This is a genomic window from Cellvibrio sp., from assembly GCF_053579595.1.
On sequence record NZ_JBRFPI010000027.1, the window covers coordinates 1 to 21,199 of the forward strand.

A 21,199-nucleotide genomic window follows, 5' to 3' on the forward strand; every position below is an offset into this window, starting at 1 on the left:
CTATGCATTCGGTCGATTGCATCGTTACCAATCACGATTTGGTGCTCGCCGATTTAGCGCTCGGCGGTGGTGCGATTTTGCCCGCACCGGAGGATACGATTTATGTCTTCGATGAAGGCCATCATCTTCCACAAAAAGCGCTCAATCACTTTGCGCATCACAGCCGCATGATCTCCACCAGCAAATGGTTGGATCAGTGCAATAAGGCTTTAGGAGCGATGCTGGGTGTTATCAGCGGTGCCGGTAATGTTGATCGCTACGGTGAGCAACTTCCTGCTGCATTGATTGATTGCAAGCAGCGGCTTGATCAGTTGTATCCCATCTTTGAGCAGCTTGCCCAGTCAATCGCGTTTGATGATCGCCAATCCCATTATCGTTTTAATAATGGTGTGGTGCCGCAGGATTTATTAATTCCCTGCGTGGAGTTATATAAAGGTTTTGATCGTTTGAGTGAACTGCTCAAAAAAATGTGCGATGAATTAAATCAGGCAATGGAAGATGCGCATTGCCCGGTGCCAAAAATTGATTTGGAAAACCACTATCCCATTCTCGGTGCCTGGCAAGCGCGCGCCGACGCCAACCGCGATTTGTGGGCGAGTTTTGCTACACCGGATACAGCAACATCCGTACCTAAAGCACGTTGGTTAACGCCTGTCGATAGCAGCGGCAATATGGATCTGGAAGTCTGCTCCAGCCCTATAGTCGCTGCCAAAACGCTTGAATACAGCTTGTGGGAAAAAGCCTGCGGTGTAGTAATTACTTCTGCGACCTTAACCGCGCTGGGAAATTTTCACCGTTTTCAAATGCGTGCAGGCACACCCAATGACGCGCACTATCAAGTAGTGCCCAGCCCGTTTAATTTCCAACAGGCAACCTTGGAAATTCCCGCTGCAACCGTCGAAGCAACCAATGCCGATGTACATACCCTCGCGATTATCGATGACTTGCCGAATTTAATTGATCAGGATGCGGGTACGCTGGTGCTGTTTTCATCGCGCAAACAAATGCTCGATGTATTTGAAGATATGCCGGAAGAATTGCGCGAAATTATTTTATTGCAGGGCGATAATTCCAAGCAGGAAATGTTGGTGCAACACAAGAAGCGGATTGATGACGGGCAGGGCAGTGTGTTGTTTGGTTTGGCAAGCTTTGCGGAGGGCGTGGATTTGCCCGGCAAATATTGCACGCACGTGATTATTGCCAAATTGCCTTTTGCCGTGCCGGATGACCCGATTGAGGCGGCGCTATCGGAATGGATTGAAGCGCGTGGCGGCAATGCTTTTATGGAAATAACAGTGCCCGATGCGTCGCTGAAATTAATCCAGGCCTGCGGCCGTTTGCTGCGCACTGAAACCGATACGGGGAAAATCAGTTTGCTAGATCGCCGGATTATTACCAAACGTTACGGCAAAGCGATTTTAAATTCGCTGCCGCCGTTTACCCAAATCATCCATAAATAACAATATGAACAATATCCACGTCGCCGTTGCTGAAGTCTTAATCGATATCGAAAAAGAGTTGCGCGAATTGCAGCTCTGGGATGATGAAATGATTTCTGACGAAGCCTTGATGAGCGAGCAGCCCTTTGCCATAGACACCATGACCTTTCCGCAGTGGTTACAATTTATTTTTCTGCCGCGCATGTATTATATAATCGAACAGCAAATGCACTTGCCGGGAAATTGCGGCATAGCTCCAATGGCTGAGCAGTATTTTTCTGTGCTCAGCCTTCCTTCATTGCCGTTAATTGTGCATTTGAAAAAAATGGATGCGTTATTAACCGTGAGCGGGCAAAGTAGATAAAAAGGACGCTAAAAATAGCAAGGGCGCAATAAATCGCGCCCTTGCTCCCTACATAAAAAAACTACTCGATGTAACTTGCAATACTCGGGCATGAGCACACCAAGTTGCGATCTCCATAGACGTTGTCGATGCGGTTTACCGTTGGCCATACCTTGTGGCTTTTCAACCAGGGAGCAGGGCGGCCTGCCACTTCACGCGAGTAAGCGCGTGTCCAATTTTCTTCCAATATATCGTCTTGGGTATGCGGAGCATTGTGTAGCGCGCTGGCTTCTGCGGAAATTTCACCTTTGATCACTTGCTCGATCTCGTTACGAATAATCAGCATTGCCTCAATGAATTTATCCAATTCGATTTTGGATTCGGATTCAGTCGGTTCGATCATCAATGTACCCGCAACCGGGAACGACATGGTTGGGGCGTGGAAACCAAAATCCATCAAACGTTTGGCGATATCTTCTTCGCTGATGCCACTGGCTTCTTTTAATGGGCGCAAATCCAATAAGCATTCGTGCGCAACAAAACCGTTAGTGCCTCTGTACAAAATCGGATAAGCGGCTTCCAATTTTTTCGCTACATAGTTTGCATTCAGCATCGCAAATTCAGTCGCTTGGCGCATACCAATTGCGCCCATCATTTTGATATACATCCAGCTGATCGGAAGAATACTCGCTGAGCCCCAAGGAGCAGCAGAAATAGTGCCGTTATTTACATCGGTGCCCGGAACTGCTTGCACCGGATGCGCAGCGAGGAAGGGCTCCAAATGTTTGCCCACACCGATTGGCCCCATACCCGGGCCGCCGCCGCCGTGAGGAATGCAGAAAGTTTTATGCAAATTCAAATGCGATACATCGCCGCCGAATTTACCGGGTGCAGCAACGCCTACAAGTGCGTTCATGTTAGCACCGTCGATATATACCTGGCCGCCGACTGCATGCACCATATCGCACAGTTGGGTAATACCTTCTTCAAACACGCCGTGCGTGGATGGGTAGGTCACCATGATGCAGGCGATTTGATTATTGTAAGTGGCGATTTTCTCAGCGAGGTCCGCTAGATCGACATTGCCTTTGTTATCGCAGGCAACCACTACTACTTTATAGCTCACCATTTGCGCTGACGCGGGATTGGTGCCGTGAGCGGATGCAGGAATCAAACAAATATCGCGCTGGGTTTCGCCTTTGCTTTCAAAATATTTTTTGATCGCCACGAGGCCTGCGTATTCACCTTGTGAACCGGCGTTGGGTTGCAAGCTGATAGCATCGTAGCCAGTACAGGCTTTGAGCATTTCTTGCAGTTCTTCAAATAATGCTTTGTAACCTTCGGCTTGATCGATGGGTGCGAAGGGGTGCAACTTGCCAAATTCCGGCCAGGTGACGGGAATCATTTCGGCAGTTGCATTTAATTTCATGGTGCAGGAGCCGAGTGGAATCATCGCGTTATTAAGCGCGATATCTCTTGATTCCAGGCGCTTTAAATAGCGCAGCATTTCAGTTTCGCTGTGATAGGTATTGAATATCGGATGCGACAAAACCGCCTCGCTGCGCACCAAATCGGCGGGGATTGCGTTGTTGGCGGTAATATTTTTTCCAGCGAGCACTTGTTCGTCGAATGACGTCAGTTCAATTCCGGTTACGCCAAACACAGCGAGTAAAGCTTCCAGGTCGGCAGCAGACGTCGTTTCATTCAGGCTGATACCCAACGAGTCGCTACCTACTAAACGCAAATTAATTTCAGCGCCTAATGCGACTTGGTAAATTGCTTTTTGGTTGTCACCAACGTTGACGGTGATAGTGTCGAAGAACTGGCCGTTGGTAATGCCAAAACCTTTGGCTTTTAATGCCGCGGCGGCAATCGCGGTCAAGCGGTGAATGCGGTTGGCGATACGCTTTAAACCATCGGGGCCGTGATAAATCGCGTAGAACACACTCATCACTGCCAACAATACTTGCGACGTGCAAATGTTGGAGTTGGCTTTTTCGCGGCGGATATGTTGCTCGCGGGTTTGCATCGCCATGCGCAATGCTTGTTTACCGCGCGTATCAATAGAAACACCAATGATACGGCCGGGAGCAGAGCGTTTGTAGGCGTCGCGGAAGGCAAAGAAACCGGCGTGTGGACCGCCAAAGCCCATGGGTACACCGAAGCGTTGGCTGGTGCCGACGACGACGTCTGCGCCCATGGCGCCGGGTGATTTGAGCAGCATGAGCGCCATCAAATCCGATGCCACCGTCACCAATGCATTGTTATTGTGGGCGGTTTCAATCAATGCGGTTAAATCGCGCACCTGACCGCTGGAGCCGGGGTAGGAGAGCAGGGCACCGAAGTAGTCACCATTGGCCAGTTCATCTGCCTTGGCAACAAAGACTTCAAAGCCAAAATGTTCGGCGCGGGTTTTAACTACAGCGATGGTTTGCGGGTGGGTGTCGGCATCCACAAAAAACACGTCGGAGCGGCTTTTTTTGTTTTGGCGTTTACACATCGCCATGGCTTCGGCGGCAGCGGTACCTTCGTCCAACACCGAGGCGTTGGCCATTTCCATCCCGGTCAGGTCGATGATCATTTGCTGGTAGTTGAGCAAGGCTTCCAAACGACCTTGGGCAATTTCTGGCTGGTAGGGGGTGTAAGCTGTGTACCAACCTGGATTTTCCAATACGTTGCGCAGAACCACGAGCGGCACATGGGTATCGTGATAGCCCATTCCTATGTAGTTCTTGAAGATCTTGTTTTTGCTGGCGATAGCCTTTAGTTGCGCTAAGGCATCAGCTTCGGTCACGGCATCGCCCAGATTCAGTTCGTTTTTCAGGCGGATATTGTCCGGTACGGTTTTGTCGATCAGCTCCTTGACTGAGCTGACGCCCAGGGTTGCCAGCATAGCGGCAGTTTGTTGGGCATCCGGGCCGATGTGACGTTGTACAAACTCGTCGTGATTGGCCAAAGCGGATAGCGGAGCTGAACGAAAATCAACTGACATAGAAACTCTCTGTGTAAGGAAATCAAACAATAAAGAAGGGAGAGGGGTGAGGCTGGAGGGTGCCTGCTTAAAAAGGCGGCAATGGTATCAATTTGGTGCTTTTCGGGCAATCGAGCTGTGACCTAATAGCGGTTTGGGGGACTGTTTTTGTTGCTGCTCTCCACTTTCCAAGGGCTTTAAGGGAACAAGAAGGTAACAGCCGAATCTTAGGCCTGCTATGATTCAGCTCCGCTCTAATGCGGCACCCATAATAACTTTGTATCAATAGGCCTATGTATCACGATTTTTTCGGGCTCAAAGAACCCGCCTTTTCCATCGCTGTGAACCCGCGCTACCTCTTTATGAGTGAGCAGCATCGGGAGGCCTTGGCGCATCTTTTATATGGCATCCAGAACGGCGGTTTTGTGATGCTCACTGGCGAGGTGGGGACGGGGAAGACGACTATCATTCGCTGCTTGCTGGAACAGTTGCCGCCTAACACCGATATGGCGATCATCCTCAACCCGATGGGTAGCGCGCCGGAATTGCTCTCAACAATTTGCGATGAGTTGGGTGTAGGTTATATCGCCGATGAGTTGACGGTGAAAAATTTGACCGATGCGCTCAACCAATTCCTGCTGTATAACCATCGCAAAGGGCGCAAAACGGTTTTATTAATCGATGAAGCGCAATTATTAAAAGTGCCGGTGCTGGAGCAAATCCGGTTGCTGACCAATCTTGAAACGACCACTGAAAAATTATTGCAGATTATGTTGGTTGGCCAGCCAGAATTAAAAAAATTATTGGCGCGCCCGACACTGCGGCAATTATCCCAGCGAATTACTGCACGTTTTCATCTTGAAGCCTTAAGCCTCCCGGAAACCAAAGCCTATATCGCCCATCGCTTAAAAATTGCTGGCTTACCAGATCACCAACGACCATTTAACGATGCGATGCTGAAAAAAATCCACGCATTCAGCGGTGGTGTTCCGCGTTTGATTAATGTGATCAGTGAGCGATTGCTGCTGGGGGCCTATGCACAAAATCATCACCACATCGATAAGCAGATTTTTGCAGCAGCCGTGAAAGAAGTTGCCGGTACTACTACGCTGGAAGAAGAAAAACTGGCGACGACTCGCACATCATGGCATGCGTTATTTGTGGTGGCGTTGATCGGTATTATGGTGGCGGTTTGGTTTCTGGTTCCGGACGAAGCGCCCCTGCCGGTTGCACCTGCAATTGCACAGACAGCAAGCAGTCAGCTTTTAGCACAAAGCTCGTCTGCGGTTGCTCAATCAAGTGCAGCGCGGCAGTTGGCTTCCGGCTCGCTGAGCGAATTGCGCAGCCAACCAAAATCATCGCCAACACCAGCAGTGTTTGCTATGGCTACCCGGGATTTGGTTGCAGCGCAATTGGCGTTGTTTAGCCATGTGGGAATTACCGCAGGCGATAAAAAAAATCCATGTTTGGTCGTTACCGAAGCAGAATATGTGTGCGAAAAAATCCACATCAACTCCTGGGATGAATTAAAAGACATCAATCGCCCCGGGTTGATAACGCTTGCGACCCCGGATAAAAAATGGGTTTACGCTTTGATGATTGGCTTGAGTGAAAACCATGCACTGTTGATGGCAAATGAAGCGCAAAAAATTGTGCCATGGAATGAGATTGCCAATGTGTGGAATGGTGATTTGTTGTATGTTTGGTCGCGGCCAAAGGGTTTTGAAGGTAGTTTGCAGATGGGCGATAAAAGCGATCTGGTGACTTGGGTGGCGGAACAGTTTGCAAGTATTGATCAGCAGCCGGCACCGCTGACGCGCCAGTTTTTTACTGAACGGTTACAAAAACGTGTAGAACTTTTTCAATCGACGCACAATATTCTTCCTGATGGTGTCATCAATGCTCAGACACTGCGTCGATTAAATGAAGAGCTAGGGGTAGATAAACCTCTGGTAGAATTGGATGAGCAAAAATTAATTGCTCCTGCAGAAACACAAGGGCTGTAGTGGTATGTCATTAATATTGGATGCCCTGAATCGCGCAGAACACGAGCGCAAAAATCAAAACGCAGTGCCGGATCTTAATACCCTGCATCGTCCGCAGGAATTTAATACTGCCCCAAATACGCGTCAAACCTTGTGGTTGGCAATGGGTGTGGCTCTGGTGTTGATTGCGATGATTATTACGCTGGTTGTACTGCTGCGTCAGAAGCCAGTAGCACAATTAGCGACAACAAATTCTGCTCCTTCGCAACAATCCCCTGCAGTCGTATCCACCAATCCTGTTGTTGTTCAAACAGCACCGTCTGCTGAACCAGCTACTGCATCTGCCACAACTGCAATTCCTGTTGTAGAAACGGCTCCTGAAGTTGCAACTCCGAATGCCGATGTTAAGCAACTCTATGCTGCAAAAGATACCGAGCCCGCTGTGGCAACTGATGCTGGTGTCAACGAGCTTTATGCCGCGGAGGCGGCAACGACGGCAGCCTCGGAAACGATTGTTGATCCTTTTAACCCTGCAGGTGATGAGACTGTTGCAACTGCATCACTTCAGGAACAGGCGCCACCGCGCACCTTTGATAGCATCAAAAATATTCCTGATTTTAATGCGTTGCCCTGGAATATGCGGCAGCAGATTCCCACTATTTCCTATGCACGGCACAACTACCTCGCCAATGGTGTTAGCAGCGTCGTGATCAATAACCAGACGTCGGGCGTGGGCAATATTATCGGCACAGGGCAGTTTATTGTGCAGGAAATTTTCGTGGATGGTGTAATCCTAAAACACGGTAATGCAGTGTTTAAGCTGCGCGCGCTCAATGGTTGGATCAATATGTAATTTGATCATCTTGTGCCATGAATAAATGGCAATAAACTAGGTGCAATAAATCAGGAGCAATAAAAAAGGAGCACGCAGCTCCTTTTTATTTTTTGATACAAAATTATTTATGACTGGGAAGCCATCTTAGTTTGCAAGTAATTTTGGATACCGACTTTATCGATCAGCGAGAGTTGTGTCTCCAGCCAATCCACATGTTCTTCTTCAGATTCAAGAATACTTTTTAGTAAATCGCGGCTGACAAAGTCGCGTACACCTTCGCAGACAATAATGCCATCGCGCAAATCGGGAATCGCTTTTAGTTCAAGTTTTAAATCGGACTTGAGCATTTCCAGGGTGTCTTCACCAATGTGTAATTTGCCCAAGTCTTGTAAGTTGGGTAGACCCTCAAGAAACAGGATGCGCTCAACCAAGGCATCGGCGTGCTTCATTTCATCAATGGATTCGTGGTACTCGTGGTCGGCCAGTTCTTTGAGCCCCCAATCTTTGTACATGCGCGAGTGCAGGAAATACTGGTTGATTGCAACCAATTCATTACCTAGTACTTTGTTTAATACGGCTATGACTTTCGGATCGCCTTTCATGGAGTTCTCCTTAATGATGCGATAAAACAAGTAGGGGAGTCTGGTCGCCGAAGGCAGCTATGTCAAGCGTGTGAGCTTGCTAAGTATCTGATGGGAAAGGAAAATATACTAAAAATGGTAATGATTTAGATTCTGCTTACTTTCATGCAATGGTTTAGGCAACCACATAGAACTGCGGGAAACCATTAATCGTTGGGGTGTCGTTTAGTGCTTCATCAAGTAATTCGCGTGTCATTACCGAACATTTACCGCACTGGCTGGCAACGCCCAAGGCTTTACGCAATTGTCCTAGCGAGTTGGCGCCATCATCTATCGCTGCTTTTATTTGGCGATCAGTAATACCTTTGCAAATGCAGACGTACATAGAACTTTTCCGGGATTGTTACTTAAGGTGCGATCAAATCGCGTACAAATAAACTCTAATGCTAATGAGAATTTGTGTCAATAAATTATGGGAAATTATCTCGTTTGGCAGGAATTTAGATTCTCACTTATAACTGAGACATTGGTTGATGAATATTGTGCCAGCAAATTCTTCATAGCCGCAGTTTTGGCGGTACCATATACAAAATCAATATGACACCCTCTCATGCCTGTGTATGATAGCGACGCACTATCGATAAATATCAGCCGATCAATAACTGGCCATAAATTATTCATACAAATCGAATAAGCTCGTGGCCGCTGAAGCGGGTATTTGTCTCACCAGTTAACCTATCAATTATCAGGAGCATTGTTATGGGCGTATTAGTAGGTAAAAAAGCACCGGATTTCACTGCGGCAGCCGTATTGGCTAATGGCGAAATCGTGGACGGTTACAACTTCGCGGCGGCGACCAAAGGTAAAAAAGCAGTTGTGTTCTTTTATCCATTGGACTTCACCTTTGTATGTCCATCAGAGCTGTTGGCATTTGATCATCGCGTAGAAGAGTTCAAAAAGCGCAATGTAGAAGTGATTGGTGTTTCTATCGACTCTCAATTCACCCACAACGCATGGCGCAACACCCCAGTGAATGACGGTGGCATCGGCCCGGTTCGTTACACTCTGGTTGCTGACATCACTCACTCAATTGCCAAGGCATATGATGTGGAATCAGCTGACGGTGTTGCTTTCCGTGGCACCTTCATCATCGACGAAGCAGGTGTTGTGCGTTCACAAATCGTTAACGACCTGCCAATCGGCCGTAATATTGACGATACTATCCGTACTGTTGATGCCTTAATTTTCCACGAGCAACACGGCGAAGTGTGCCCTGCTGGCTGGAAAGAAGGTGATGCAGGTATGGACGCCTCGCCAGCTGGCGTTGCCAAATACTTGGCAGAACATGCTGCAAAGCTCTAAGTTTTACTTTTAATTGTAATTCTTGTAAAAAGCCCAGCTCTTTAGCTGGGCTTTTTCTTTACTAGGTGGAAAATAATGGCGGCACGTGACAAGAAAATCGATCTTCATTCGAGCTGGCTTGAGCATCTTGCCGGAGAGTTTGAGCAGCCGTACATGCAGCAGTTGAAGCAATTCTTATTGCTGCAAAAGCAAGCGGGAAAAATAATATACCCCGAATCTAAAAATATCTTTAACGCGTTTAACTCCACGCCACTTGAGCAGGTAAAAGTTGTGATTTTGGGGCAAGATCCCTACCACGGCGCCGGTCAGGCTCATGGATTATGTTTTTCAGTGCAACCAGGCATCCAGCCACCGCCATCGCTGCAGAACATGTTCAAAGAGCTGCGACGTGATCTGGGGTTTAATATTCCGATCCATGGCTGTCTTCAGGCTTGGGCCAATCAGGGCGTTCTTTTGCTCAATACAACTCTGACGGTAGAGCAGGCTAGGGCAGGATCCCACCAAGGGCAAGGCTGGGAAACGTTTACTGATAAAGTCATCCGGTTGGTCAATGAGAAGTGCCAAGATGTGGTTTTTCTCCTGTGGGGTAGCTATGCACAGAAGAAAGCCGCCTTTATCGATACTCATAAGCATTTAGTGCTTAGGGCTCCTCATCCATCACCACTCTCTGCGCATCGCGGGTTTATCGGATGCGGTCACTTCTCTGCTGCTAATCAATACCTGCAGCGCAACAACAAGTTGCCGGTAGATTGGCAACTTTAGTGTATATCAATGATATTCGATGATTTTTGTGTCATTTTGACTATAAGATCGCGGTAGCTTTCCTTTCCTAAATTTATGTGTGAAACCTCTCCCAAGTATTTGACAGCGCTGTCACATAGTAGTAGTTTTGTGCGCAACTTGGGGCGATGCATTTGCAGCTTCATCTGCCAAAAAATCTTTTTACACTGTTTATATGTAAAAAGATGTTCAATAACTTTTATATTTGAAAATACGTTCTAGAGTTAAGCCCAGAAAAAGATAATTAGAACGCTAAAGAATTCGCCTTCATTCTGAAAGCGAAAATGTTTGAACCTAGGCCTGCCCAGGCAGCGGTTCAAACATATGTGTACCGGAAAAACATAATTCCTGTCGATAATAAAGGAGAGCTCCATGTACAAAACAACAAGCTTTAAGAAAAAAGTGCTGACCACCGCAATTGCCTCTGCAGTTGTGGCAGGCGGCTTTAGTGGTATGGCTTACGCTCAAGATGATTCTGTAGAAGAGGTCATGGTTACCGGTATTCGCGGTTCTTTGACTCGTTCTGTGGATGTCAAACGTAACTCAGCGGGCGTTGTTGATGCTATATCCTCAGAGGATATCGGTAAAATGCCAGATTCAAACTTGGCTGAATCGTTACAACGTATCACCGGTATCTCCATTGATCGTACTGATGGTGAAGGCGCTAAGCTCACTTCTCGTGGATTTGGTCCGTCATACAACTTGGTTACCCTGAATGGTCGTCAATTGGCGTCAGCTTCAATCGGTGAAGGTGGCGGCGTTGATAGCACCCGTTCATTCGATATGAGCAACATTGCCGCTGAATCTGTTTCAGGTGTGCAAGTTTATAAAACCGGTAAGGCAAGTGTTCCTACAGGTGGTATTGGTGCAACGGTGAACCTTTCAACCGCCAAACCATTTGATTACGACGGTTTTAAAGCGTCAATCGGCGGAAAAGCGTTAGCAGACCAGTCTAACGACATTGGTGATGATGTAACTCCGGAGCTGTCTGGCTTCGTTAGCTGGTCTGATGAGATGTTTGGTGCATCATTATCACTTACTCACCAAGAGCGTGACAGCGGGCGCTCGGGTTATGCTAACAGCGGTTGGGGTGATAAGTTACAACGTTATTCCGGCGGTGATATATTCAACAGCGGTTACACTCCGGGCGCTGTTATCGTTAACGAGCCGACAAAGGCTACTCCAAACGTACCTGGAACAGGTGATTTGGCTACACGTCTTCAGGAAGCAAATTTCTTTCACACTGATACAACACGAGAGCGCGACAACGCCTTGTTGACATTGCAGTTCCAGCCTACTGATAGCATTACCGCAACACTTGATGTGCTTAGTGTGAAAACCAAAACCCAATCGCAACAGGCGATTTATTCTTTATGGTTCTCTGATGGTGCATGGCCAACGAATGCCGTGCAGTGGGATGATAGCTCAATTAGCAAATCACCGCTTTATGTGTGGCAGGCGAATCCAAATGGTTCTCCTCGCGATATTGCGTTGAAAAACTCGCTACGTTCAGCTGAGAACAAATTGGATGACGTGGGTTTTAATCTGGCTTATCAAGCTACTGATGAGTTGAGCTTTGCGCTCGATGTTCACAAGGCTGAATCAAGCGCAACCCCTTTTGCTGCACCAGGCTCAAACGTTACGCTGGGCATCGGCGTAAACACCTTGTTGGCTCAAGGTTTGGATATGAGCGGTGATCTACCTCTCATTGCAAGTGTTGTGCAAAACGGTAGCATCAAGAAGAGCGATGTGGGCTCCACTATCAGCCAATTGGTAAATGCTCGTGCATGGCAAGATGTTGAAGAAGCCAGGGTTTCTGGTAAGTACGAGTTCTCCGATTCAGGCTCTATTAACTTTGGCCTGAGTTCATTGCAAACTGAATCGATTCAAAAGCAATCCGACATTGGGAATGCCACAATGAGAGGCGGCTGGAGCGTCGCAGCGCCAGGTGATATTGACCCTGATTTATTTGAGTTAATTAACTTCAACGATTATTTCGATGGATATAACTCTAACTTGTCATCTGGGGCAAAAGATTTGTTTGCTCGGGCAGGCAATAACGGTGACAAAGCTACATCAAACATCACCGGTGTGCGCGTTACTAACTTTAATGCCGTGGCTGAGGCAATGTTTGCTGATTCGCCGGGTAAAGTTCCTTACGCCGCTAACCCGGTTGACAGTACTGACCGCAAGATTGTTGAGGATATCCAGGCCGCCTATGTTGAAGCTAACTTGAGTGGCGACTTGGGCGGTATGCAGGTGGATGTCTCTGCGGGCCTTCGTTATGAAACCACTGATGTAGAGTCTTACTCACGTGTTTCTCCAAGAAAGATCACTTGGACATCCGATAGAGACTTCAATAATGAAGCTATTGGTGCAGCCGGCGCGCTTCCTTACACTGTTAGCAAATACGATTACACTAATGTGTTGCCTAATTTGGATTTATCCTTCCATATTCGTGAGGACCTGATTGCACGCGCATCCAGCAGTAAAACCATCTCTCGCGCAAGTTACAATGATCTACAGATGGGCGCCGCCGGTAACGCACCAAGAGGCGGCCCACTGTTGGCTGGTGGTTCGCTGGGTACTAGCACCGACGGTAACGTTAAGTTAAAGCCAATTGAATCTAACAACATAGATTTCTCGGTTGAATATTACTTCAACGATACCGACTATGTGTCTATTGGTTTCTTCGATAAGCGTGTACCTAACTTCATTGGTACAGAAGAGAGTAACGTTACTTACGCTGGCACATTGGATCCAAGTAATGGTCCGCGTGCGCGCGCAGCTGCGGCTGCATTGACAACCGCCGGCATCCCAATCAATGAGCGAACCCTGTTCGAAATGGTTGCCAGGATGAACAGTACCGCTAATGGCTGTGTCAATGCCCCAGGAGTTAATTTATGTGGTATCGGAGGCGTTCCTACGCAAACTGAGGCTGATTACCTGGAGTTTAAGGACGGTGTAGATATCGTGGCTGTAGCGGGTGACCCAGGTGTTACAAATATCACCTCTATGCCTACAAACTCTAAAGACGCTGTGTTGAATGGTTGGGAGTTCGCAGGTCAGCACTTCTTCGGTGATAGCGGTTTCGGTATTCAAGCTAACTACACTGTTGTTAATGGTAGTATTAGCTACGACCTCTATGCAGAACCAGGCTCTGCTACTCAATTCGCGCTGACTGGTCTGAGTGATTCAGCTAACCTGATTGGTATCTTCGAGAACGACCAATGGCAAGCACGTATTGCGTACAACTGGCGCGACAAGTTCCTGAATAACGCAAACGTTGGTGGTGGTGAGCCGGAGTTTACAGATGATTATGGCCAAGTTGACTTTAACGTAGGTTACAAGGTTACTGATGATTTAACCGTATCATTTGAAGGCACTAACGTGTTGGCTGAAGATAAGAAAACCTATGGTCGCACTGAGAACCAAGTAAGATACATCGACATATTAGAGGCTCGCTACGCGCTTTCAGCGCGTTATAACTTCTAATGGTTTATAGTTGATGTTAGTAAGAAAAAGTGCCGCTCTATGAGCGGCATTTTTTTAGGTCGCTTATTTTTAGTTCATACAAGAAAAACGGACAATACGATGAAAGATTTTCAACCATTAAGCTTTGGACAACATAAAACTCTTGGCTATGCAGAAAAATACGGTGCTGAATACGGGCACCAAGTAGGCGCAGTCATGATACTGCCCAATGAATTTGCCAAGGCTCAACGAGAATACCCAATTTTATTTCGCAAAGATTCTGAGACCGGCCGCTTTTTACCTGTAGTCTTACTAGGATTTGAAGAGCATGAAAATCTCTTCCTTAATGAGAACGCAACTTGGGATGCACGTTATATTCCACTTGCGGTGAGACAGGGACCTTTTCTGATAGGGCTCCAGCAACAAGAAGCAGAGCAAAGGCTGGCTATTTATGCAGACCTAAATGATTCTAGAATCCAGCAAAATGTGGAGCCCGCTCTGTTTAATACTGACGGCAGTGCATCCTCCACCCTAAATGAAATAAGAGATACATTGTCAGTGCGTCATAAGGGCTCCGAGCTGCTCGAACCCATGATTGAAGCCTTTTTAAAGTGCAATATTCTTGAGCGGGTTATGATAGAAATTGACTTAAGTCATGGGACTACCATTAAATTTGATGCCGGTTATACAGTGCATATTGAAAACCTGATTGCATTGGAAAATGACGCGGTGGTGGCGTTACATAAATCTGGTTTCTTGTCACTTGCGTATAATGTTGCTGATTCTGTGAATAACATACAACGTTTGATTGATATCAAAAACGCAAGAATGAAATAAATTAGCATACGTCACATTGATTAATATGAGCTGAGAAATGACCGGACATACAACAGTGAATTCTATTCGTAAAATTGTTATTGCAGGTGGTGGCACTTCAGGTTGGTTGGCTGCAGCAGCTATTGCCAAAGTGTTAGGAAAAAACCTCGATGTAACTCTGGTTGAGTCGCCTGAAATTGGACGAATTGGTGTGGGGGAGGCAACTATTCCCACACTGCGAGTATTCCACAAACTGTTGGGCATTAACGAGCGAGAGCTCATGGCGCATGTTCAAGGAACATTTAAATTAGGTATCGAATTTAGCAACTGGGCTAAAAAGGGGGATAAATACTTTCACTCTTTTGGGATTACAGGAAAAGATTGCTGGGCATGCCAATTCCAACATTTTTGGCTGGCAGGAAAAAAATACGGTATAGATGTTCCCTTTGGTGATTATTGCCCTGAGTCTAAAGCTGCGCGTTTAGAAAAATGCAGCGATGAAAATGATGGGGTTAATTATGCCTATCATTTGGATGCAACGTTATATGCAGATTTTTTGAAAACTTTTTCAATGAAGCATGGCGCCAAACATGTCGAGGGGTTGATTGAAAAAGTTATAGTTTCCCCGGAAAACGGATTTATTAAATCCTTATTATTGAAAGATGGGCGGGAGATAGAGGGCGATTTATTTTTGGATTGCACCGGATTTAGAGCACTGCTCATCGACGGTGCTTTAAACACACCATGGGTTCCCTATGGCCATTATCTTCCCTGTGATTCTGCGATTGCACTACAAACTGAACTAGTGCGCGCGCCTCGACCTTATACACAATCAATAGCTCACGACTTTGGATGGCAGTGGCGTATTCCGCTCCAGCACAGGGCGGGTAATGGGATAGTTTATTCCAGTCGACACGTTTCGGATGATGAAGCATTGGATACGCTGATGAAAAATTTGGAAGGAAAACCTGTTACAGAACCGAGAGTAATTAAATATAACACTGGCCGCCGGATGAAAGCATGGAATAAAAACTGTGTCGCTGTGGGGCTTACGGCAAGTTTTATCGAGCCGCTTGAGTCTACCTCTATCCATTTGGCAATGTCCGCTATTTATCGCTTGATGAGATATTTCCCGCAAAATGAAATTGTGATGTCGAATGTTGATGAGTTTAATAAGCAATCAGCTGAAGAAACAGATCGCGCACGTAATTTTGTTATTTTGCATTATCATGCCACCCAAAGGGATGACACAGAATTTTGGCGCTATTGCAAAAATATGGAGATACCTGAGGCCTTGGCGCATCGAGTGCAGTTATTTAAAGATACAGCAGCAATTGCACTAGAAGAAAAAGAATTATTTTTAAATGATTCTTGGGTTCAGGTAATGATGGGGCAAGGTATTATGCCTGGCGCATATCATCCTATTGCTGATGTGATGGATGAAGCCGAACTGAAAAGTTTCTTGGGGTATTTGAGAAACAATGTGAGCGAGAAAGTATCGGCAATGCCTAGTCATCAGCAACTGATTAATCAATACTGCAAGGCGGTTGCGCCTGTTTAATAAACATCAGATGCATAAATGATGAGTGAGGTGTTTCTAGGTGGGGACTCTGTAATTTCAATCGCGGCAGAGCAGCACACTAATTCGTTTTACTTTCTGGCGTAAGAAAAGCATAGAGAATTGTATGGGGCCGATTGTGTATGAGCTTTGCGAAGATGCAAACATTGAATGCTACAGGGTAGGAAATGAACAACAAGAAGTTCTAGTTGTTGATGATTTCCTTAAAGGCGCATTAGCTTTAAAACAGCGTGCTGTAAACGAAAATGATTTTGCCCGCGCGGATTCTTTTTATCCGGGCGTTCGTATGCAGGTTCCACAGGAATATACTTTTGCTATTGTAAAAACCCTTGGCTTCTTTATGGAGAAATTTTTTCAGTTGGAGGTAAGGCAAATCAAAAGCGCTGTTTCCAAATTTTCAATAGTGACCACTCGTCCGGAAGATCTTGGTTTATTGCAACGAATTCCCCATTTCGATTCTCCGTCGCGCAAAGGTTTAGCTGTTGTGCATTACCTGCAGTCGATTCCAAGCATGGGAACTGCTTTGTATCGTCATACGCCAACAGGTTTTGAGTATGTGGATGAGCAGCGCTATTCGCACTATATGGAAAATATACAGCAACGATACCCTACGGAAAGTGACTACCCGCAAGGTTATATTAACGGATCTACAGATCAGTTTGAGGAAGTGGCGTCATTCGATGCGGTATTTAACCGGTTGCTTATGTATAGAGGGACGAGCCTTCATTCGGGAAAAATTGGTAAAGATTATAATTTTGACCCCAGTCCAGCTACGGGGCGTCTTACACTCACGTCGTTCTTTGAGTTCAAATAATTTAAAATAAATTTTAAGAAAAATCGCGAAAAGTAATTTTGTTACGAAAATAGTGATTATTGGCAGAGCAGCTGCTGGTTGGCTTACGGTAGGTATATTAGCCGCTGAATATAAAAATAATCCTGAAGTAGGTATTCAGATTACACTGATTGAATCGTCTAATGTTAATACAATCGGTGTAGGCGAGGGCATCTGGCCTTCGATGCGTGAAATGCTGAGAAAAATTGGCGCGTCAGAGCGGATTTGGTTACCCAGTGTGCGTCGTCGTTTAATACTCTTGAGGACAACTTTTAGTCCAAACCAAATCACTGGGCGCCTGACAATCACAACATCCATTGAATTTAATAATTGATGGCGCGTGGTAGTGAATTACGGTTTATTAAGACGAAAGTGTACCAGCACGATAATCCTGAATTGCCTGTTCAATTTCATCGGTGGTATTCATTACAAACGGACCGTATTGCACTATAGGCTCTTTGAGAGGCTTGCCTGAAATCACCAAAAAGCGTGTGTCAGCACTCAGGGCTTGTATGCTCAGTTGATCACCTTTGCTAAGTAAGCCGGCATTGCCTTTGGTGAGTTTGCGTTTGTCTTCTCCAATTGCAATATCGCCTTCATACACATACAGGAAGGTATTGTGATCTTCTGGCAGTGCATGATGAAATTCAACCTGCTCTGGCAAATGTACATCCCAGTAAATCGCTTCAGTGGTTAAGCCCTGGATAGGTCCGCTGACAATTTTCCCATTCACAAATGCACTGTTCGCAATGACTTTAATGCGGCCACCCTGCGGTAAATCGGCGACTGGAATATCGGCTGCCGCAATATCGCGATAATTGGCAGGCTTCATCTTCTCGGCTGCAGGTAAGTTTAACCACAATTGAAAACCGCGCATGGTGCCATGTTCCTGCTGGGGCATTTCGGAGTGGATGATGCCGCGGCCGGCAGTCATCCACTGCACATCACCGTTGCGCAGATGACCTTTGTTGCCCATATGGTCTTCATGCAGCATATGGCCTTCGAGCATATAGGTCACTGTTTCAAAACCGCGATGAGGATGCGCAGGAAATCCGGCGATGTAATCATCGGCACTATTGCTGCCAAATTCATCGAGCATTAAAAAAGGGTCAAAGCGCGCATTTGGATGTTGGCCGAGGCTGCGTTTTATGCGTACACCAGCACCGTCGCTGGTCTCGCGGCCTTGCAGTATTTGCTGTAACTGGCGTTGCATAAAATGTACTCCTGTAGTGAAATTTATTGCCGGTAAATACGTGCTGTTAACAATGCGGCCGATTAAGCCGCAATACCTTGTTCAATCTCAGTCTTGGCGGCGGCAAACGCTTGGTCTTTTTGGCCCATGTTGAGGCCTTCCGCATAAATAAAGTGCACATCTTTCAAACCGACAAAGCTTAAAAAATTGGTGAGAAACTGGCTTTGCGTATCGCTCGGTTGGCCTTTGTGAACACCACCACGGGTTGCGATGATATACACGGGCTTGTTGTTGAGTAAGCCAGCGGGGCCGGTCTCTGTGTATTTAAAGGTTACACCGGCGCGGGCGATATGATCGAAGTAAGCCTTGAGCGTAGAAGGTACGCCAAAGTTATATAGGGGCACACCAATGACGATCACATCCGCTGCTTCTATTTCTGCAATGATTTTATCCGAGTAGTCCAACACCGCCTGTTGTGCTTCAGTGCGGCCTTCTACGGGGCTAAACAATGCTTGCACACGCGCTGCATCCAAATGGGGTACATCTTCTTTGGCGAAATCGCGAACTACCACATCGCCGGTTGGGTTTTGCGCTTTCCAGCGCTGCACAAACTCTTGGGTCAGCACGCTGGAGTTACCGTTGTCGCCAAACAAACTACTATTGATTTGCAAAAGAGTCGCCATGTTTAAATCCTCATCGTTTTGGTGGCTTGATTGCCATGTGTCCATTAAATGATTTGACGAGCGAATGATAAATAGCGATATTTGGTGGTATATGATCGAATAATTGGATCAGTTATCTGTGTCCTCACTGGATTAAATCGCTATGAGTCAGGAAATCGTTCCGCCAACAAGTGTGGGTATTACTGAAAATAAGGTGACATTGGAGCAGTGGCGGGCGCTGCTTGCGGTAATTGATGCAGGTGGTTATGCCAAGGCTGCTGAGTTGCTCAATAAAAGCCAATCGGCAGTGTCCTATGCTATCTCCCAGTTAGAAACAGCATTAGGTGTAAAAGTGTTTCAGTTGCAGGGGCGCAAAGCAGTTGCATCGCCGGCAGGCGAATTGCTTTATCGCCGCGCCAAACAATTGCTGGAGCAGGCAGAGCGACTGGAAAAATCAGCGGGATGCCTCTCGATACACGTAGAGCCACTGGTGAAGATTGCCGCCGATATTATTATCCCGCCAGCGCGGGTGTTGCAGTGTTTGGCGATTTTTGCGAAGGACTTTCCCGATACTCGAGTGGAGGTCTTTGAGTCGGTATTGAGCGGAACAGAGGATGCACTCTTGCAGCGTCAGGTTGATCTGGCAATTGGTGGGCGGGTGCCCATGGGATTCATGGGCGAAAAGTTGGTGACTGTGGTGATGCGCGGTGTGTCCAGTGCTGATCATCCGCTCCAGTTATTGGGGCGCTCTATTAACGATGAGGATATGCGCCAGCACCGGCAAATTATTGTACGCGACTCTGGCCAATATCGCCGTCGCACTGAGGGGTGGCAGGAAGCGGACCAGCGCTGGACCGTTAGTCACATTAAAACATCACTGGATGCGATCCGTTTGGGATTGGGGTACGCCTGGTTGCCCGATGCTTACACCCATGAGGATATTGAAGCGGGGCGCTTGAAGTACTTGCCGGTTGAAGTGGGTTCGGTGCGTGAAGTAACGACTTATCTCACCTTTGCCGATCGCGATTTCGCAGGACCAGCAACGCGACGACTTGCTGAGATTTTAAAAGAGCATTTACCTAAGATGTGCGGATACAGCAGTTAAATGTGCCCGCAGGGTTGCCCGCGAAGTAGTTGCTATCGCGGGCAACAACCGGGTACTTAAACCTTGAACTCAGCCCAGATAGGGCAGTGATCCGAAGGTTTTTCCATACCGCGAATATCATAATCAATTCCGGAAGCCGCGCACTTGTCTAGCAAGTTTTGCGTCATAAGAATCAAGTCAATTCGCAGTCCGCGTTTGGGATTATCTTCAAAGCCGCCGCTGCGGTAATCAAACCAGCTGAACAACTCATTGCTCTCAGGATTGTGTTCGCGGTAGCTGTCTTTCAGTCCCAATGCTAATAATTCATTAAGCCATTCGCGTTCTTCAGGTAGGAAGCTGCACTTGCCAGTGCGCAACCAGCGCTTGCGGTTTTCCTCGCCAATACCAATATCAATATCCTGGTGTGAAATATTCATATCTCCCATCAGAATAATTTGCTTACCCTCATGCTCGGCATTTTTTAGGAAGTTGATTAAATCGGCATAAAATTTTCGCTTCGCAGGAAATTTTATGGCGTGGTCACGGCTCTCACCTTGGGGGAAATAACCGTTTAGCAGTGTGACTTCTCCGATAGGTGTATCAAACACGCCACCGATAAACCGGCGCTGTGCAAGTTCCTCGTCACCAGGGAAGCCTTTGATGACCTTTTTGAAAGGATACTTGGAAAGTATTGCCACACCGTAGTGAGTTTTTTGGCCAAAATATTCGACGTGATAACCCATGGCTTGAATAGTGTCCAGCGGAAAATCAGGGTCATTTACTTTGGTTTCCTGCAGTCCAATAAAATCCGGATTGTGTTTTTCAATCACAGCTTCCAGTTGATGCAAACGTGTTCTGATGCTGTTGACGTTGAATGAGATAGCTTTCATAAATGGCTCTGTGATGAAAAAACACCTGAGCATTACTGATCAGGTGTTTGGTGTGTCAATACAATTGTGATGTTGTAAAACAGCTATTGTTTGGCGATTTTTTTCTCGGGAGTTAGTTGATTGATAAAGTCTGCCAGCACATGACCCGCTTCCATCAGGTAAGGGTCGTCTTTTGGTATGATTTCTTTGTCAGCCTCTTTTGGTGGTGCATCTTCGTCTTCATCGCCACCGTTTGCTTTCTTTAGAGCCGCATAGTCTGCATACGGTTTTTCACCTTTGGCAATACGCTTTTGGTTTACCATATCCAGTGCACGCTTTACCATTTGTTGTTGTTCTGTCTGACGCGTGCTCAAGCGCAGCGATACTTCTTTTTT

19 protein-coding genes are annotated in these 21,199 nt (G+C 46.7%); 12 read left to right on the forward strand and 7 right to left on the reverse strand.

Annotated features, from left to right (window positions below):
* Positions 1-1,460, forward strand: a 1,460-nt coding sequence (locus ACWA6V_RS03015) for a helicase C-terminal domain-containing protein (protein ID WP_449521113.1), incomplete at its 5' end; no start/stop codon positions are given.
* 4 nt (positions 1,461-1,464) lie between these two features.
* A complete protein-coding gene (locus ACWA6V_RS03020; protein ID WP_449521114.1) occupies positions 1,465-1,803 on the forward strand; it encodes a YqcC family protein in 339 nt (112 codons plus the stop codon).
* A gap of 61 nt (positions 1,804-1,864) precedes the next feature.
* Here ACWA6V_RS03020 and gcvP read toward each other — a convergent pair whose 3' ends face one another.
* The gene (gene gcvP / locus ACWA6V_RS03025; RefSeq protein WP_449521115.1) at positions 1,865-4,774 is read right to left on the reverse strand and encodes an aminomethyl-transferring glycine dehydrogenase; all 2,910 of its coding nucleotides are present in this window, start codon (positions 4,772-4,774) and stop codon (positions 1,865-1,867) included.
* Positions 4,775-5,046: 272 nt separating this feature from the next.
* Here gcvP and ACWA6V_RS03030 point away from each other — a divergent pair, with 272 nt between their 5' ends.
* Together ACWA6V_RS03030 and ACWA6V_RS03035 are read left to right on the forward strand one after the other, a co-directional pair.
* A complete protein-coding gene (locus ACWA6V_RS03030; protein WP_449521116.1) occupies positions 5,047-6,759 on the forward strand; it encodes an AAA family ATPase in 1,713 nt (570 codons plus the stop codon).
* A gap of 4 nt (positions 6,760-6,763) precedes the next feature.
* On the forward strand, positions 6,764-7,591 hold the full coding sequence (locus ACWA6V_RS03035) for a general secretion pathway protein GspB (protein WP_449521117.1): 828 nt from the start codon (positions 6,764-6,766) through the stop codon (positions 7,589-7,591).
* Positions 7,592-7,698: 107 nt separating this feature from the next.
* Here the strand turns inward: ACWA6V_RS03035 and bfr are convergent, their stop codons facing one another.
* Together bfr and ACWA6V_RS03045 are read right to left on the reverse strand one after the other, a co-directional pair.
* On the reverse strand, positions 7,699-8,175 hold the full coding sequence (bfr, locus tag ACWA6V_RS03040) for a bacterioferritin (RefSeq protein ID WP_449521118.1): 477 nt from the start codon (positions 8,173-8,175) through the stop codon (positions 7,699-7,701).
* A gap of 154 nt (positions 8,176-8,329) precedes the next feature.
* Complete coding sequence (locus ACWA6V_RS03045; RefSeq protein WP_449521119.1) at positions 8,330-8,539, reverse strand: bacterioferritin-associated ferredoxin; 210 nt, start codon at positions 8,537-8,539, stop codon at positions 8,330-8,332.
* Between the two features lie 374 nt (positions 8,540-8,913).
* Between ACWA6V_RS03045 and ACWA6V_RS03050 the strand changes: the two genes are divergently transcribed.
* From ACWA6V_RS03050 to ACWA6V_RS03080, 7 genes are all read left to right on the forward strand, one after another.
* A complete protein-coding gene (locus tag ACWA6V_RS03050) occupies positions 8,914-9,516 on the forward strand; it encodes a peroxiredoxin C (RefSeq protein ID WP_449521120.1) in 603 nt (200 codons plus the stop codon).
* Positions 9,517-9,591: 75 nt separating this feature from the next.
* Positions 9,592-10,278: a uracil-DNA glycosylase gene (gene ung / locus ACWA6V_RS03055; protein ID WP_449521121.1), complete on the forward strand. Its 687-nt coding sequence runs from the start codon at positions 9,592-9,594 to the stop codon at positions 10,276-10,278.
* Positions 10,279-10,668: 390 nt separating this feature from the next.
* On the forward strand, positions 10,669-13,791 hold the full coding sequence (locus tag ACWA6V_RS03060; protein ID WP_449521122.1) for a TonB-dependent receptor: 3,123 nt from the start codon (positions 10,669-10,671) through the stop codon (positions 13,789-13,791).
* 39 nt (positions 13,792-13,830) lie between these two features.
* Positions 13,831-14,607: a SapC family protein gene (locus ACWA6V_RS03065; protein ID WP_449521123.1), complete on the forward strand. Its 777-nt coding sequence runs from the start codon at positions 13,831-13,833 to the stop codon at positions 14,605-14,607.
* 37 nt (positions 14,608-14,644) lie between these two features.
* The gene (locus ACWA6V_RS03070) at positions 14,645-16,147 is read left to right on the forward strand and encodes a tryptophan halogenase family protein (RefSeq protein WP_449521124.1); all 1,503 of its coding nucleotides are present in this window, start codon (positions 14,645-14,647) and stop codon (positions 16,145-16,147) included.
* A gap of 124 nt (positions 16,148-16,271) precedes the next feature.
* On the forward strand, positions 16,272-16,979 hold the full coding sequence (locus ACWA6V_RS03075) for a DUF6445 family protein (protein ID WP_449521125.1): 708 nt from the start codon (positions 16,272-16,274) through the stop codon (positions 16,977-16,979).
* Positions 16,980-17,031: 52 nt separating this feature from the next.
* Positions 17,032-17,331, forward strand: a complete 300-nt coding sequence (locus ACWA6V_RS03080) for a tryptophan 7-halogenase (RefSeq protein ID WP_449521126.1) — start codon at positions 17,032-17,034, stop codon at positions 17,329-17,331.
* A gap of 27 nt (positions 17,332-17,358) precedes the next feature.
* On the opposite strand, the gene ACWA6V_RS03085 is transcribed toward ACWA6V_RS03080, so the two are convergent.
* Positions 17,359-18,210, reverse strand: coding sequence for a pirin family protein (locus ACWA6V_RS03085; RefSeq protein WP_449521127.1), 852 nt, complete (start codon positions 18,208-18,210; stop codon positions 17,359-17,361).
* Positions 18,211-18,272: 62 nt separating this feature from the next.
* The gene (locus tag ACWA6V_RS03090) at positions 18,273-18,872 is read right to left on the reverse strand and encodes an FMN-dependent NADH-azoreductase (RefSeq protein WP_449521128.1); all 600 of its coding nucleotides are present in this window, start codon (positions 18,870-18,872) and stop codon (positions 18,273-18,275) included.
* A 142-nt stretch (positions 18,873-19,014) separates the two neighbouring features.
* On the opposite strand from ACWA6V_RS03090, the gene ACWA6V_RS03095 reads away from it, so the two are divergent.
* Positions 19,015-19,956: a LysR family transcriptional regulator gene (locus ACWA6V_RS03095; protein WP_449521129.1), complete on the forward strand. Its 942-nt coding sequence runs from the start codon at positions 19,015-19,017 to the stop codon at positions 19,954-19,956.
* Positions 19,957-20,012: 56 nt separating this feature from the next.
* On the opposite strand, the gene xthA is transcribed toward ACWA6V_RS03095, so the two are convergent.
* Positions 20,013-20,825 carry an exodeoxyribonuclease III gene (gene xthA, locus ACWA6V_RS03100; RefSeq protein WP_449521130.1) on the reverse strand — a complete coding sequence of 271 codons (813 nt, stop codon included), beginning with the start codon at positions 20,823-20,825 and terminating at the stop codon, positions 20,013-20,015.
* Positions 20,826-20,908: 83 nt separating this feature from the next.
* On the reverse strand, positions 20,909-21,199 hold a 291-nt coding region (locus ACWA6V_RS03105), incomplete at its 5' end, for a carboxy terminal-processing peptidase (protein WP_449521131.1).